Annotated in this window: 16 protein-coding genes and 1 tRNA gene; 3 read left to right on the forward strand and 14 right to left on the reverse strand. The window is 68.9% G+C overall.

Features of this window, described 5'->3' with window-relative positions; translation table 11 throughout:
- Nucleotides 1-257 precede the first annotated feature (257 nt).
- From rplL to AB0M87_RS11905, 8 genes are all read right to left on the reverse strand, one after another.
- On the reverse strand, nt 258-641 hold the full coding sequence (rplL, locus tag AB0M87_RS11870) for a 50S ribosomal protein L7/L12 (RefSeq protein ID WP_365851791.1): 384 nt from the start codon (nt 639-641) through the stop codon (nt 258-260).
- Between the two features lie 81 nt (nt 642-722).
- Entirely contained in the window at nt 723-1,280 is a 558-nt protein-coding gene (rplJ, locus tag AB0M87_RS11875; protein ID WP_365851792.1) for a 50S ribosomal protein L10, read from the reverse strand.
- 305 nt (nt 1,281-1,585) lie between these two features.
- Nucleotides 1,586-2,482 carry a DUF1396 domain-containing protein gene (locus tag AB0M87_RS11880; protein ID WP_365851793.1) on the reverse strand — a complete coding sequence of 299 codons (897 nt, stop codon included), beginning with the start codon at nt 2,480-2,482 and terminating at the stop codon, nt 1,586-1,588.
- A gap of 141 nt (nt 2,483-2,623) precedes the next feature.
- A complete protein-coding gene (gene rplA / locus AB0M87_RS11885) occupies nt 2,624-3,346 on the reverse strand; it encodes a 50S ribosomal protein L1 (protein ID WP_365851794.1) in 723 nt (240 codons plus the stop codon).
- Nucleotides 3,347-3,478: 132 nt separating this feature from the next.
- Nucleotides 3,479-3,913, reverse strand: a complete 435-nt coding sequence (gene rplK, locus AB0M87_RS11890; RefSeq protein ID WP_365851795.1) for a 50S ribosomal protein L11 — start codon at nt 3,911-3,913, stop codon at nt 3,479-3,481.
- Between the two features lie 164 nt (nt 3,914-4,077).
- Entirely contained in the window at nt 4,078-4,968 is an 891-nt protein-coding gene (gene nusG, locus AB0M87_RS11895; RefSeq protein WP_365851796.1) for a transcription termination/antitermination protein NusG, read from the reverse strand.
- A gap of 73 nt (nt 4,969-5,041) precedes the next feature.
- Complete coding sequence (gene secE, locus AB0M87_RS11900) at nt 5,042-5,326, reverse strand: preprotein translocase subunit SecE (protein WP_365851797.1); 285 nt, start codon at nt 5,324-5,326, stop codon at nt 5,042-5,044.
- A 107-nt stretch (nt 5,327-5,433) separates the two neighbouring features.
- Nucleotides 5,434-5,506, reverse strand: a tRNA-Trp gene (locus AB0M87_RS11905).
- Nucleotides 5,507-5,731: 225 nt separating this feature from the next.
- On the opposite strand from AB0M87_RS11905, the gene AB0M87_RS11910 reads away from it, so the two are divergent.
- Together AB0M87_RS11910 and AB0M87_RS11915 are read left to right on the forward strand one after the other, a co-directional pair.
- Nucleotides 5,732-6,958, forward strand: a complete 1,227-nt coding sequence (locus AB0M87_RS11910; protein WP_365851798.1) for a pyridoxal phosphate-dependent aminotransferase — start codon at nt 5,732-5,734, stop codon at nt 6,956-6,958.
- A 149-nt stretch (nt 6,959-7,107) separates the two neighbouring features.
- Nucleotides 7,108-8,124 carry an adenosine deaminase gene (locus AB0M87_RS11915; protein ID WP_365851799.1) on the forward strand — a complete coding sequence of 339 codons (1,017 nt, stop codon included), beginning with the start codon at nt 7,108-7,110 and terminating at the stop codon, nt 8,122-8,124.
- Here the strand turns inward: AB0M87_RS11915 and AB0M87_RS11920 are convergent.
- Nucleotides 8,114-8,713 carry a TetR/AcrR family transcriptional regulator gene (locus AB0M87_RS11920; RefSeq protein ID WP_365851800.1) on the reverse strand — a complete coding sequence of 200 codons (600 nt, stop codon included), beginning with the start codon at nt 8,711-8,713 and terminating at the stop codon, nt 8,114-8,116. The two genes, AB0M87_RS11915 and AB0M87_RS11920, sit on opposite strands and share 11 nt — an antisense overlap.
- Before the next feature lie 96 nt (nt 8,714-8,809).
- Here AB0M87_RS11920 and AB0M87_RS11925 point away from each other — a divergent pair, with 96 nt between their 5' ends.
- The gene (locus AB0M87_RS11925) at nt 8,810-9,451 is read left to right on the forward strand and encodes an NAD(P)H-binding protein (RefSeq protein WP_365851801.1); all 642 of its coding nucleotides are present in this window, start codon (nt 8,810-8,812) and stop codon (nt 9,449-9,451) included.
- 30 nt (nt 9,452-9,481) lie between these two features.
- Here AB0M87_RS11925 and AB0M87_RS11930 read toward each other — a convergent pair whose 3' ends face one another.
- From AB0M87_RS11930 to AB0M87_RS11950, 5 genes are all read right to left on the reverse strand, one after another.
- Complete coding sequence (locus AB0M87_RS11930; RefSeq protein WP_365851802.1) at nt 9,482-10,537, reverse strand: UDP-N-acetylmuramate dehydrogenase; 1,056 nt, start codon at nt 10,535-10,537, stop codon at nt 9,482-9,484.
- A gap of 65 nt (nt 10,538-10,602) precedes the next feature.
- The gene (locus tag AB0M87_RS11935; RefSeq protein WP_365851803.1) at nt 10,603-12,033 is read right to left on the reverse strand and encodes an MFS transporter; all 1,431 of its coding nucleotides are present in this window, start codon (nt 12,031-12,033) and stop codon (nt 10,603-10,605) included.
- A gap of 75 nt (nt 12,034-12,108) precedes the next feature.
- Entirely contained in the window at nt 12,109-12,666 is a 558-nt protein-coding gene (locus AB0M87_RS11940) for a helix-turn-helix domain-containing protein (RefSeq protein ID WP_365851804.1), read from the reverse strand.
- A gap of 99 nt (nt 12,667-12,765) precedes the next feature.
- Nucleotides 12,766-13,194, reverse strand: a complete 429-nt coding sequence (locus AB0M87_RS11945; RefSeq protein WP_365851805.1) for a MaoC family dehydratase — start codon at nt 13,192-13,194, stop codon at nt 12,766-12,768.
- A gap of 2 nt (nt 13,195-13,196) precedes the next feature.
- On the reverse strand, nt 13,197-13,649 hold the full coding sequence (locus tag AB0M87_RS11950) for a MaoC family dehydratase N-terminal domain-containing protein (RefSeq protein WP_365851806.1): 453 nt from the start codon (nt 13,647-13,649) through the stop codon (nt 13,197-13,199).
- Nucleotides 13,650-13,780 lie beyond the last annotated feature (131 nt).

Below are 13,780 nucleotides of genomic sequence, written 5' to 3' on the forward strand. Positions count from 1 at the left end.
TCGGTGGGGACCGCCCGCGGAGGGCCGCGGAAGCACGGGAAGCCGCCAGGTCCGGCGCACAACGAAGATCACCCTACTCGCCACGACGGCAAGAGCAAGGCAGCCATCAGGGACGTCACCCTACGCCGAAGGGCGACCACCCGGATGGGTGATCGCCCTTCGTGATGACGTCGTACGCCCCGCGGCGCGCGTCGTACGCCCTGCGGCGCACTCAGCACGCCCTGCGGCGTACTCGGAGAGTCAGCAGACTCTCGGGGTCACTTGACCTCGACGGAGGCGCCGGCGCCCTTGAGGGACTCGGCAGCCTTGTCGGCGGCGTCCTTGGCGACCTTCTCGAGGACGGGCTTCGGGGCGCCGTCCACGAGGTCCTTGGCCTCCTTGAGACCCAGCGAGGTCAGCTCACGCACGACCTTGATGACCTGGATCTTCTTGTCGCCGGCACCGGTGAGGATGACGTCGAACTCGTCCTGCTCAGCAGCGGCCTCGGCGGGGGCGGCGACGCCACCGGCGGCGGCAACGGCGACCGGGGCGGCAGCCTTGACGTCGAACTTCTCCTCGAAGGCCTTGACGAACTCGGAGAGCTCGATGAGGGTCAGGGTCTCGAACTGCTCGAGCAGCTCGTCCTGGGACAGCTTCGCCATGATGGCGTCCTTCCACTTTTTCGGCAGGTGCCGGGTGTATATGACGGCGGGCGTACGGGCCCGCTGTGACGCGAAACCGAATTACTCGGAGTCGGCCTCGGCGGGAGCCGGCGTACCGGCACCGCCCTGCTCGACCTTGGCGCGAAGGGCGTCCGCGGTGCGGACGAACTCCGACAGCGGGGCCTGGAAAGTCGCCGCGGCCTTGGCCATCGACGCCTTGATTCCACCGGCCACCTTGGCGAGCAGAACCTCGCGGGACTCGAGGTCCGCAAGCTTCTTGAACTCATCGGCGGACAGCGCCTTACCATCAAGGACACCGCCCTTGATGATGAGGTTGGGGTTCTCCTTGGCGAAGTCACGAAGACCCTTCGCCGACTCCACCGGGTCACCGGTGACGAAGGCAACCGCCGTCGGACCCGTGAACAGGTCGTCCAGCGTGTTGATCCCGGCCTCGTTGGCCGCGATCTTGGTCAGCGTGTTCTTCACCACGGCGTACTGGGCGTTCTCACCGAGCGAACGGCGCAGCTGCTTGAGCTGGGCCACGGTGAGACCCCGGTACTCGGTCAGCACAGCGGCGTTCGAGCTGCGGAACTGGTCCGTCAGCTCGGCTACCGCGGCAGCCTTGTCGGGCCTTGCCATAGAGCGTCGGCCTCCTTCCGGGTGATGAGGACCGCTCAGAAGGGGCTGGGTACAACGAAAACGCCCCGGCACAGGTGCACGGGGCGCGAGCTCGACCGGACACGGTCCGGGAGCACTTCCACGAATCACCTGCGCAGGTCGCCCGCACCCAGCGGATCCTTCGGCCACCACGCCCCCTTGCGGGAGCGCAGCAACGACCAGCGGTCTTTGGCTTCGTCGAGAGACTACGTGAACGGGGGCGCGGCAGGCAAATCGCCGCTGCGCCCCCGATCCGGTGCCCGCTGCTTCGGTGCCCCCGAGCCCGCTCAGGCCGAGCCCGAGCCCTCCATCATCTGCGCCAGGTCCATCGTCTCGGCGGCCGGCGGGGTCTTCACCGTCACCGGCTTGTTGATGTTCACGAACTTGATCATCATGTCGAGGGGGCCCTTGGTCGCGGTGCCCCGGGTCCGGAACTGCTTGGTGTGGTCACTGCCGTCGACCCACATGTCCATGGTGAGCTTGGTCAGGCCCATGTCCCGGTACGCCTTGATGGTCTGCTCGGTGCGCTTCTTGGCGTCCGCGCCCTTTCCGGCCGACTCCTTGCGCAGCGCGTCGAAGGTCACCGTGCCGCTGTAGTGCGTGGTGCTGACCCCGTCCACCGTCTCGGTACCGACCTTCTTCAGGTCCTTGGAGGCGGTCAGCGAGGTGGACTCATCCGCCGGATTCCCGCTCGCCTGGGAGCCGAGCCCGGCGAGCGGGTCCTGGCCCCCCTTGGCGCCCCCGCCGAGCGCACTGGTCGGAAACTTGATCCACTTCTTGCCGCCGGACTCGGCGGCCAGCGACGCACCACCGATGTACAGCCCGCTCCCGGTGAGACGGATCTCCATGTCACCGTTCTCCTGCGGATCGGCCGCCCCCGACGTCTTCGTCAGCATCCGCATCGCGAGCGGCTTCATGCTCATCGACGCGTTGGCGTCGACCGTGCCGCTGCCGGGGATGCTGCCGTGCATCGTGTACGTGAGCGAGGTGATCTTCCGGCTGTTGTCCGCGGCCTGCCGCACGGCGGCGAGCGGGCTCACCTCGACCGGCTTCTGCGCTGCGCTGCTGTGCGCCGCGGGCTTCCCGGCGTTGTCGCTGCCGTCGCCGCCCGAGCAGGCTGCCGTGCCGCACAGCAGCACACCGGTCACTACGGCCACCGCGACGTTTCGGTGCTTGGTGTTCATGATCCCCCCACAGGTGAACAGAAAATCCTTAATTCCGGTGACCCTACCGCCTGCCCGAAAAAGCCGGGCCCCGCACCTCCGAGGAGGTGCGGGGCCCGGCTCAACACGCGCGCGAACCGCGGCTGCCTGCCGATCCTGGGATCAGACGGCGGCCGGGTCCTCCTCGACCAGCAGGTTGCGGGTGCGGTTGGCGTCCAGCGGGATGCCGGGGCCCATCGTGGTGGCCATCGTGGCCTTCTTGATGTAGCGGCCCTTGGCGGCCGACGGCTTCAGACGGAGGACTTCCTCCAGCGCCGCGGCGTAGTTCTCGACCAGCTTCGTCTCGTCGAAGGAAACCTTGCCGATGATGAAGTGCAGGTTCGAGTGCTTGTCGACGCGGAACTCGATCTTGCCGCCCTTGATGTCCGTGACAGCCTTCGTCACGTCCGGGGTGACCGTTCCGGTCTTCGGGTTGGGCATCAGGCCACGCGGACCGAGCACGCGGCCGAGGCGGCCGACCTTGCCCATGAGGTCCGGGGTGGCGACGACGGCGTCGAAGTCGAGGCGGCCCTTGGCGACCTCGTCGATGAGCTCGTCGGCGCCGACGATGTCGGCGCCCGCGGCCTCCGCGGCCGCAGCACGGTCACCGGTCGCGAAGACCAGGACCCGGGCGGTCTTGCCGGTGCCGTGCGGCAGGTTCACGGTGCCACGGACCATCTGGTCGGCCTTGCGCGGGTCCACACCCAGACGCATGGCGACCTCGACGGTGCCGTCGAACTTGGTCGTGGTGGTGTCCTTGGCGAGGCGGACGGCTTCGAGCGGGGCGTACAGCTTGTCCGCGTCGACCTTGGCGTCCGCAGCGCGGAGAGTCTTGCTGCGCTTCACTTCTGCTCCTAGATGTGGAGTGGGAGTCGTGGTCCGGGCCTGCGCCGGCCCTGCCACTGTGGTGCTGGTGCTGCGTGGTGCAGGTGCTGCGTGGTGCAGGTGCTGCGCCGTACAGGCGCAGCCGGGGCTCGATCAGCCCTCGACCGTGATGCCCATAGAACGGGCGGTGCCGGCGATGATCTTCGACGCGGAGTCGAGGTCATTGGCGTTCAGGTCGGGGAGCTTGGTCGTGGCGATCTCGCGGACCTGCTCGGCCGTCAGCTTGGCGACCTTGGTCTTGTGCGGCTCGCCGGAGCCCTTCTCGACACCAGCGGCCTTGAGGATCAGCTTGGCGGCCGGCGGAGTCTTGGTGATGAAGGTGAAGGAACGGTCCTCGTAGACCGTGATCTCCACCGGCACGACCATGCCACGCTGCGACTCGGTCGCAGCGTTGTAGGCCTTGCAGAACTCCATGATGTTGACGCCGTGCTGACCCAGCGCGGGGCCGACCGGCGGAGCCGGGTTGGCCGCGCCGGCCTTGATCTGGAGCTTGATAAGCCCCGTGACCTTCTTCTTCTTGGGAGGCATGTGCTCTCTCCGGGTCCTAGTGAGAGTGTTTCGCCGCTCATCCGGTCATCCGGACGGAGGCATACCGCACAACGATAACGGGTATAGCTGCGCGACCAAAAACCGAGCAGGTCAGAACGGCTGTGACAGCCGTTCTGACCTGCTCGGAAGGCGTGTGGCAGCGGTCAGTTCTTCTGGATCTGGTCGAAGCTCAGCTCGACCGGGGTCTCCCGGCCGAAGATCTCGACGAGGCCCTTGACCTTCTTGGAGTCGGCGTTGATCTCGTTGATCGTCGCCTGCAGCGTCGCGAACGGGCCGTCGGTGACGGTGACCGAGTCGCCGACCTCGAAGTCCAGCACCTGGACCTCGACCTTGCGGGCCGGCACCGGCTTGCCCTCGGCCTCGGCCGCCTCGCGGGCCGCCTTCTCCTCGGCCTCGGGGGCGAGCATCTTGACGATCTCGTCCAGGGTCAGCGGGTACGGGTCGTACGCATTGCCGACGAAGCCGGTGACGCCGGGGGTGTTGCGGACCACGCCCCAGGACTCGTTGGTGAGGTCCATACGGACCAGGACGTAGCCGGGAAGCTTGTTCTGGCGGACGTTCTTGCGCTCGCCGTTCTTGATCTGGACGATCTCTTCCTCGGGCACTTCGGCCTGGTAGATGAACTCCTCGACGTTCAGCGAGACGGCGCGCTGCTCCAGGTTGGCCTTCACGCGCTTCTCGTAGCCGGCGTACGTGTGGATGACGTACCACTCGCCGGGCAGTCCGCGGAGCTCCTGGCGCAGGGCCTCGACCGGGTCGACCGGGGGCACCTCCGCGGCCTCGGCGGGCTCCTCGTCGGTGGACTCGTCATCCGCCGACGCTTCCCCGGCGTCCGCGGCGGCCGGGGCGTCCTCGGCGGTCTCCGCCTCGGTGGGCGCTACGGCCTCTTCGGCGGGCTCGCCGGCAGCGGCCTCGGCGGTTTCGGCCTGGTCCGGCTCCACAGCGTCCGCCGCCTCGACGATGTCGGGCCGGTCCTCTGCAGACTCGAAGCTTTCGCCCGGCTCGACGGCCTCGTTCAGATTCGGGTCAGACACGGTGGCTGCTTCTTCCTGGATCAAATGGGGTGGAACATGCGAAAGGGGCGCCGCTCAGGGCGCCCTTCGCGGATCAGCCAAAGACATACTTGGCGGCTTCATTGAAACCATAGTCAATCAGCATCACGATGCCGATCATGATCACGACGAAGACGATGACCACGGAGGTGTAGGTCGACAGCTGGTTACGCGTCGGCCAGACGACCTTGCGCAGCTCGGCGACAATCTGGCGGTAGAAAAGAGCAAGTCGGGCCATAGGACCCTTCTTGCCACGCTTTCCGCCCTTGCGCGCCTTCTTCGACTCCGGCGCTTCATCCTGCGCATCAGGCACGTCGATGGAGCCGACGGCGTCCGTCACGATCTCTCACCTGATTCCCGGGTCGTGGCCGTGCCGCGCCCGGTGGAGCCGCACGGCGGTGCATTACGTACGTACATGCGCACACAGCCTGGCGAAGGTGTGTGTAGCAGGGCCGGAGGGACTTGAACCCCCAACCGCTGGTTTTGGAGACCAGTGCTCTACCAATTGAGCTACGACCCTTTGTGTTTTCCCCAACCTACCGCATCCGACCGAGCGCACCGGGTGCGTAGGACGGGACGGCTGGTGTGGGCCAACGACCAGTGAGTGTACGTGGTCGGGCGCCCGACGTCGAACAGCTAACCCCGGTCCGCTCGCTGGGCCATCGGTGACCGTCCGATTTCCGTTCGATGTCCGCTCCTCGAAACCTGTGTGCCGAGTGGCTCCGAGGTCTGGGACGATGGCCGTATGAGCGCTGCAACTCCTCCGACCGAGCGCAGGGTCTCCGCCCGCATCGGTGCTATCTCCGAGTCCGCGACCCTTGCCGTCGACGCCAAGGCGAAGGCCCTCAAGGCCGCCGGCCGTCCGGTGATCGGCTTCGGTGCCGGTGAGCCCGACTTCCCGACGCCCGGCTACATCGTCGAGGCCGCGATCGAGGCCTGCCGCAACCCGAAGTACCACCGCTACACCCCGGCCGGCGGTCTTCCCGAGCTGAAGGCCGCCATCGCCGCGAAGACGCTGCGCGACTCCGGATACGAGGTCGACGCCTCCCAGGTGCTGGTCACCAACGGCGGCAAGCAGGCCATCTACCAGGCGTTCGCCGCGATTCTCGACCCGGGCGACGAGGTCATCGTGCCGGCCCCCTACTGGACCACCTACCCCGAGTCGATCCGGCTGGCGGGCGGCGTCCCGGTCGAGGTCGTGGCCGACGAGAGCACCGGCTACCGGGTCTCCGTGGAGCAGCTCGAAGCGGCCCGTACGGAGAAGACCAAGGTCGTCCTCTTCGTCTCGCCGTCCAACCCGACCGGCGCCGTCTACAACGAGGCCGACACCGAGGCGATCGGCCGCTGGGCCGCCGAGCACGGGCTGTGGGTGCTGACCGACGAGATCTACGAGCACCTCGTCTACGGCTCCACCGAGTTCACCTCGCTGCCGGCGATCGTGCCCGAGCTGCGCGACCGGTGCATCGTGGTCAACGGCGTCGCCAAGACGTACGCCATGACCGGCTGGCGGGTCGGGTGGATCATCGGCCCGAAGGACGTCGTGAAGGCCGCGACCAACCTCCAGTCGCACGCCACGTCCAACGTCGCCAACATCTCGCAGGCCGCCGCGCTCGCCGCCGTCTCCGGGGACCTGGACGCGGTCGCCGAGATGCGCTCGGCCTTCGACCGGCGGCGCAGGACGATCGTGCGGATGCTCAACGAGATCGACGGCGTGGTCTGCCCCGAGCCCGAGGGCGCGTTCTATGTGTACCCGTCGGTGAAGGCGCTCCTCGGCAAGCAGATCCGTGGCAAGCGCCCGCAGAGCTCGGTCGAGCTGGCCGCGCTGATCCTGGACGAGGTCGAGGTCGCCGTGGTGCCCGGCGAGGCCTTCGGTACCCCCGGGTACCTGCGTCTTTCCTACGCGCTCGGTGACGACGACCTGGCCGAGGGCGTCTCCCGGATGCAGAAGCTGCTGGGCGAGGCCACCGCCTGACGATCGTCCCCTGCTGCCTGAAGACGGGCCTCCGGCTGCTGCCGGGGGCCCGTCTCACGCGTTCTCGCCGTTCGGGAAAATATTCGGAACCGTACCCATAGGGGGAAAGCGGCTACCGAACCACCGGGTGCGTGCGGCAGGATCTTGGGATGGAGCACGTACGCGACATCAGTCAGCTGCCGAAGGCCCATCTGCATCTGCACTTCACCGGGTCGATGCGGCCCGCCACCCTGCTGGAAATGGCCGACCGGCACGGCGTGCACCTGCCCGAGGCGCTGACCGGCGGCGAACCGCCGAGACTCCGCGCCACCGACGAGCGGGGCTGGTTCCGTTTCCAGCGGCTCTACGACATCGCCCGCTCCTGCCTGCGCACCCCCGAGGACATCCAGCGGCTGGTGCGCGAGGCGGCCCAGGAGGACGTCCGGGACGGCTCCGGCTGGCTGGAGATACAGGTCGACCCGACGTCGTACGCACCGCTGCTCGGCGGGCTGATCCCGGCACTGGAGATCATCCTGGACGCGGTGGACGCCGCATCCCGGGAGACCGGTCTCGGCATGCGTGTGGTGGTCGCGGCGAACCGGATGAAGCACCCGCTCGACGCCCGGACCCTGGCCCGTCTCGCGGTGCGGTACGCGGACGCGGGCGTGGTGGGCTTCGGCCTCTCCAACGACGAGCGCCGGGGGATGGCCCGTGACTTCGACCGGGCCTTCGCGATCGCCCGTGACGGCGGGCTGCTCGCCGCACCGCACGGCGGGGAGCTGAGCGGGCCCTCCTCGGTCCGGGACTGCCTGGACGACCTGCACGCCGCACGCATCGGACACGGCGTACGGGCGGCCGAGGACCCGCGGCTGCTGCGACGGCTCGCCGACCGCGGGGTGACCTGCGAGGTGTGCCCCGCCTCCAATGTGGCGCTCGGCGTCTACGAGAAGCCCGAGGACGTACCCCTACGACGTCTGTACGAGGCGGGGGTGCCGATGGCGCTCGGAGCCGACGACCCGCTGCTCTTCGGGTCGCGGCTCGCCGACCAGTACGAGCTGGCGCGCGCCCAGGGGTTCACCGACGCGGAACTCGCCGAGCTGGCCAGGCAGTCGGTACGCGGCTCGGCCGCACCCACCGACGTACAGCGGAAGTTGCTGGCCGGTGTCGACGACTGGCTCAGCGGCTGATCCCGCGAAGCACCGCACGGGCGATCGACACGGCGAACTCGTCGAGGGACTGCGGGGGTTCGCCTTCCTCGGTCATGTCGTAGGCGAAGGCCCGCTGGGCACAGGCCCCCAGGAGCAACGAGGCCGCCGCGTAGGTGTCGGCCTCGGCATCGATACGCCCGGCCTGCCGTTCGGCCCTGAGGTAGGCGTCCACGCCCCTGATGGGCATGTGCGGTCCAGCGCCTATCTGGCGCACGGCCGCCTCGTGGCGCTTCTTGAGCCCGGGGTCGGCGTAGAGCGAGGCGGCGATCGGGAAGCTCTGCTGATAGAAGAGCGCCGCCGTGCGGGCGATCTCGGTGAGATTCGCCTCGACGCTCTGCTGCTGAGGATCGCGGGTCAGACCGCGCACCAGCGGGGTCAGCTCCGGCAGCCGCTCGTGCAGCACGGCCACGAAAAGCTCCTCCTTGCCGGCGAAGTGCTTGTAGAGCGCCGCCTCCGAGCAGCCTGCCGCCTTGGCGATCGCCTTGGTCGTGGTGTGCACCAGTCCGACGGTGAGCATCAGGTCGTGCGCGGCGTCCAGGATCCGGACGCGGGTCGGCTTCTGCTCCATGGGCGCTCCAAGCAAGCTTGACGAAGGGGTGAGTGTCCGCTCACTCTAGTGGGTGAGTGAATACTCACTCACCCCTTCGCTCCTGGAGTGTGCGCGATGGAACTCACCGTATTCGGCGCAACCGGCGGTATCGGACAGCAGATCGTCCAGCAGGCACTGGACGCCGGCCACCGGGTGACGGCGGTGGTACGCGATCCGGCCAGGCTGACGGTGACCGGCGCGGGGCTGAACGTCGTCCGGTCCGGGCTCACCGACCCCGAGGACGCGGAACCGCTGCGCGCCGCGGTGGCCGGCCGGGACGCGGTCCTCTCCGGTCTCGGCGCTCGCTCCCTCAAGGACGCGGGCATCGCCGCCGTGCTCACCAGGCCGGTGCTGCGGGCCATGGAGGCGGAGAGCGTACGGCGGCTGCTGGTGGTGAGCGCGGCCCCGCTCGCACCGGACACCGGACAGGCCTCGCTCGTGGACAGAGTCGCTCTGGGCGCGATCGGAGTCGTTCTCAAGAAGGTCTACACGGACCTGCGGGTGATGGAGGACGAGATCGCCCACAGCGCCACCGACTGGACATCGGTCCGCCCGCCGAAGCTCACCGACAAGCCGCTGACCGGCAGCTACCGGACCGTCGTCGGCGGCAACCCGCGCGGTGGCAGATCCATCGCACGCGCCGATGTGGCCCATGCCATGCTGGCGATGATCGACGACCCGGCGACCGTCCGGCAGGGCGTGGGGGTGGCGTACTGAGCCCACCGCCACCAGCTGTTCAACGCCCGCCTACAGCGTCACGCCCACGGTCACCGGCTCGTTGACGAGCGTCACGCCGAACGTCCGGTGCACCCCCGCGACCACCTCGCGGGCGAGCGCCAGCAGGTCCTCGGTGGTGGCGCCGCCGCGGTTGGTGAGGGCCAGGGTGTGCTTGGTGGAGATCCGGGCCGGACCGGTGCCGTAACCCTTGGTGAAGCCTGCCTTGTCGATCAGCCAGGCCGCCGAGGTCTTGGTGTGCCCCTCCCCCGCCGGGAAGGCGGGCGGAGCGGCGTCCGGGCCGAGACGGTCCCGCACCCGGGAGCGGAAGGCGGCGAACTGGCGGTCGTCCAGGATCGGGTTGGTGAAGAACGAACCCGCCGACCAGGTGTCGTGGTCCGCCCGGTCCAGCACCATGCCCTTGCCCGCGCGCAGCTTCAGTACGGTCTCCCGGACGGTCGCCGCCGGCACCCGGTCCCCCGCCTCGACCCCGAGGACGCGCGCCGTCTCCGGGTACTTGACCGGCGCGGAGAGGCCCCCGGCGTCCTCCAGCTCGAACCGGACCCTCAGCACGACGAAGCGGTCGGGCTCGGCCTTGAAGCGGCTGTGCCGGTAGGCGAACCCGCATGCGGCGCCGTCCAGGGTCACCGTCCGGCCGGTGGTGCGGTCGTAGGCGACGACCTCGGTGATGGTGGAGGAGACCTCCTGGCCGTACGCGCCGACGTTCTGGATCGGGGTGGCGCCCGCCGAGCCGGGGATTCCGGCCAGACACTCGATGCCCGCGAGTCCGGCCTCGACCGTACGCGCCACCGCGTCCGTCCAGACCTCGCCCGCCGCCAGCTCCAGCGCCGTGCCGGACAGCTCGAAGCCCCGGGTGGCGATCCGCAGCGCGGTGCCCGCGAATCCCCGGTCGCCGATGACCAGATTGGATCCACCGCCGATCACCAGCAGCGGGGTGCCGCTCGCGTCGGCCGCGCGGACGGCTTCGATCACCTCGCCGTCGCTCTCCGCGGTGATCAGCCGGGTCGCGGGGCCGCCGAGCCGGAAGGTGGTCAGGGGGGCGAGGGGGGCATCGTGGAGTTCCTGCACGGGCCAAGCGTACGAGAACGGCCCCACCGGCCGGGGCGGGGCCGTTCCGTTATGAGCCGGGTCGCTCAGGCCGCGACGAGTTGCGGCTCCTCGTCCGCTCCGGCCGCTTCGTCGCGCTCCGCGCTCCGGCGCGGGATCAGCAGCGCCACGAGCGACGCGACCGCGACCACCGCGGCGCCGATCCACAGGGCGGGGACCGTGCCATCGGTGAAGGCGGTCGGCGACTCGTAACCGCCCCGTACGGCGAAGACCGCGCCCAGGACCGCGACCCCCAGCGCTCCGCCGACCTCGCGGAGTGCGTTGTTGGCACCGGATGCGATGCCCTGCTCGGCCGGACGGACGCTGGACATCACCACGCTGGCGGCCGGGGCGAAGTACAGCGCCATGCCGACACCGCCGAGGATCAGCCCGGGCAGCTGGGCGGCGTACGACACGTCGGCGCTGGTCACCAGGGCGAAGTAGCCGAGTCCGGCGGCCTGCAGCGCGAGGCCCGAGGCGACGACCGGGCGGCCGCCGATCCGGTCCGAGAGGATGCCGGCGAACGGCGCGACGATCAGCGGCATGCCGGTCCAGGGCAGCATCCGCAGGCCCGCCTCGGTGGGTGAGTAACCGGAGACGCCCTGGAAGAACTGACTGAGCAAGAAGATCGACCCGAACATCCCGAGGAACATCAGCAGGGCGGCGACATTGATCCCGAAGAACGCGCGGTTGCGGAAGAGCCGCATCGGGAGCATGGGGTGCGCGTGGGTGAACCCGTGGTGGATGAAACCGGCCAGCAGCGCGGCGCCGGCGAAGAGGGCGGTGAGGATCGTGGGGCTGCTCCAGCCGTCCGACTGCCCGTTCACCAGCCCATAGACGATGCCGAAGAGACCGCCGCTGACAAGCGCGGTGCCGGGGACGTCGATCCTGGCGTTCGGTGCGCGGGACTCGTCGAGGCGCAGCCGGGCGAGCGGGAGCAGCAGCAGGCCGATCGGCACGTTCAGCCAGAAGATCCACTGCCAGGACAGGTGCTCGGTGAGGCTGCCACCGATCAACGGGCCGCTGGCGACGGCCAGGCCGGTGACCGCGCTGAAGATGCCGAGCGCGGCGCCGCGCCGGGCGGCGGGCACGGCCGCGGTGAGCAGGGTGAGGGTGAGCGGCATCATGATCGCGGCACCGACGCCCTGCACCGCGCGGGCGGCGATCAGCGGAGCGATCCCCGAGGCGAGAGCCGCAGCGGCGGAAGCGCCGGTGAATATGGTGAGGCCGGTGACGAACAGCCTGCGGCGGCCGAACCGGTCGCCGAGCGACGCGCCGAACATGAGCAGGACCGCGAAGGTGAGCGTGTAGGCGTTCACCGTCCACTGAAGGTCGTCCAGCGCCCCGCCGAGCTCCTTGCGGATGGAGGGCAGCGCCGTGGTGACCACGAGGTTGTCGAGGGCCGCCATGAAACCGGCGACGCTGGTGATGATCAGAGCCCAGGTGGCGCCTCCGCGCCGGGCCGCTCGCTCGCTCATTGCTCCCCCTGTGGGTTAGTTATCGATGACTAACTCTGCTGGCCATGCGTATGGGCACATCCGGGCGGATGGTGGTCACTTCTTCGGCCGCGACGATTCGTAGCATCCGGACCAGACCCGGGCGTCCGCCGGGAAGCCGAGTGACACCAGCGTGTTGATGAGCATGCCGTAGGCAAGGAAGGTGGTGGTCTCGTCCGTATCGGCGCCGAGGACCAGATGGACCGTGTCGTACATCTCCGTCCAGCCGGCTCGCACCGCCGCGCCGAACTCGTGATCGCCGGACGCCTCGGCGGAGGCCACCGCGACGTAGGTCTGCATCTGCATCAGCAGCTTGCCCGGATCGTCCGCGATCAGCGACTGATACGCCTCGCTCATGGCGTGCAGGGCCTCATCGCCCGCCAGCCCCTCGGCCGCGCCGGCCAGGACCGCCGTGGTCTCTTCCATGCAACGACCGGAAGCCGCCAGGAAGATGGCCTCCTTGTTCGGGAAGAGCCGGAAGAGATACGGCTGCGACACACCCACTCGTTTGGCGATCGCCTCGGTGGAGGTGCCGTGGTAGCCGCCGCGGGCGAATTCGACCATCGCCGCGCGGATGACGCTCTCGCGTCGCTCTTCAGCGCTCATCCTGACCATGCGAGAAGGTTAGTGGCCAATTACTAACTTCGTCAACGCCCCCGGAACGCCGTCGAGGGGCGCCGCGGCGGGACGCCCCTCGTGAACACCCGCCCGCGGTCAGGCCAGCCGGACCACCGCACGGGACATGCCCAGCACCTTCTTGCCCTCGCTGACCGCCGTCAGGTCCACCCGCACCTGGTGGTCGTCGAGCTTGGCCCCGACCTTCGCGCTGACCTCGATCAGCGCCCCCTTGTCGTCGTTGGGGACGACGACCGGTTTGGTGAAACGAACGCCGTACTCCACCACCGCACCCGGATCGCCGACCCAGTCCGTGACCACCCGAACCGCCTCGGCCATGGTGAACATCCCGTGCGCGATGACATCGGGCAGCCCGACCTCGACCGCGAACTTCTCGTTCCAGTGGATCGGATTGAAGTCACCCGACGCCCCCGCGTACCGCACCAGCGTGGCACGGGTCACCGGGAAGGACTGCGCCGGCAGCTCCGTGCCGACCTCAATACTTCCGTACGAAATCCTCGCAGTCATCGTCACGCCTCCCCGGCCGCTCGCGACACCAGTTTCGTCCACGCGGTCACGACGTGTTCGCCGGACTCGTCGTGCACCTCGCCACGGATGTCAATGATGTCGTTGCCCGCGAGCGACTTGATCGCCTCGATGGTCGACGTGATCGTCAGCCGGTCCCCCGCCCGCACCGGACGCCGGTACACGAACTTCTGATCGCCGTGCACCACCCGCGCGTAGTCGAGACCCAGCTGCGGATCGTCGACCACCGCGCCCGCCGCCTTGAACGTGATCGAGAAGACAAAGGTCGGGGGAGCTATCACATCCGGGTGACCGAGCTCCCTCGCCGCGTCCTGATCGACATACGCCGGATTACTGTCACCCACCGCTTCGGCGAACTCACGGATCTTCTCCCGGCCGACCTCGTACGGCGTGGTGGGCGGATACGTCCGCCCCACGAAGGACTGATCGAGCACCATGGGCTCACTACCTCCTGAAGAGTTGTGCCGGGACACAGATGGGTTGTGCCGGGACACAGGAGAACACGTCGCACCCGCAGGACCGCGAAAACGACGCGAGGCCGCCCCCGAAGACGGGGACGACCTCATGC

This window comes from Streptomyces sp. NPDC051320 (assembly GCF_040682175.1).
Taxonomy (GTDB): domain Bacteria; phylum Actinomycetota; class Actinomycetes; order Streptomycetales; family Streptomycetaceae; genus Streptomyces.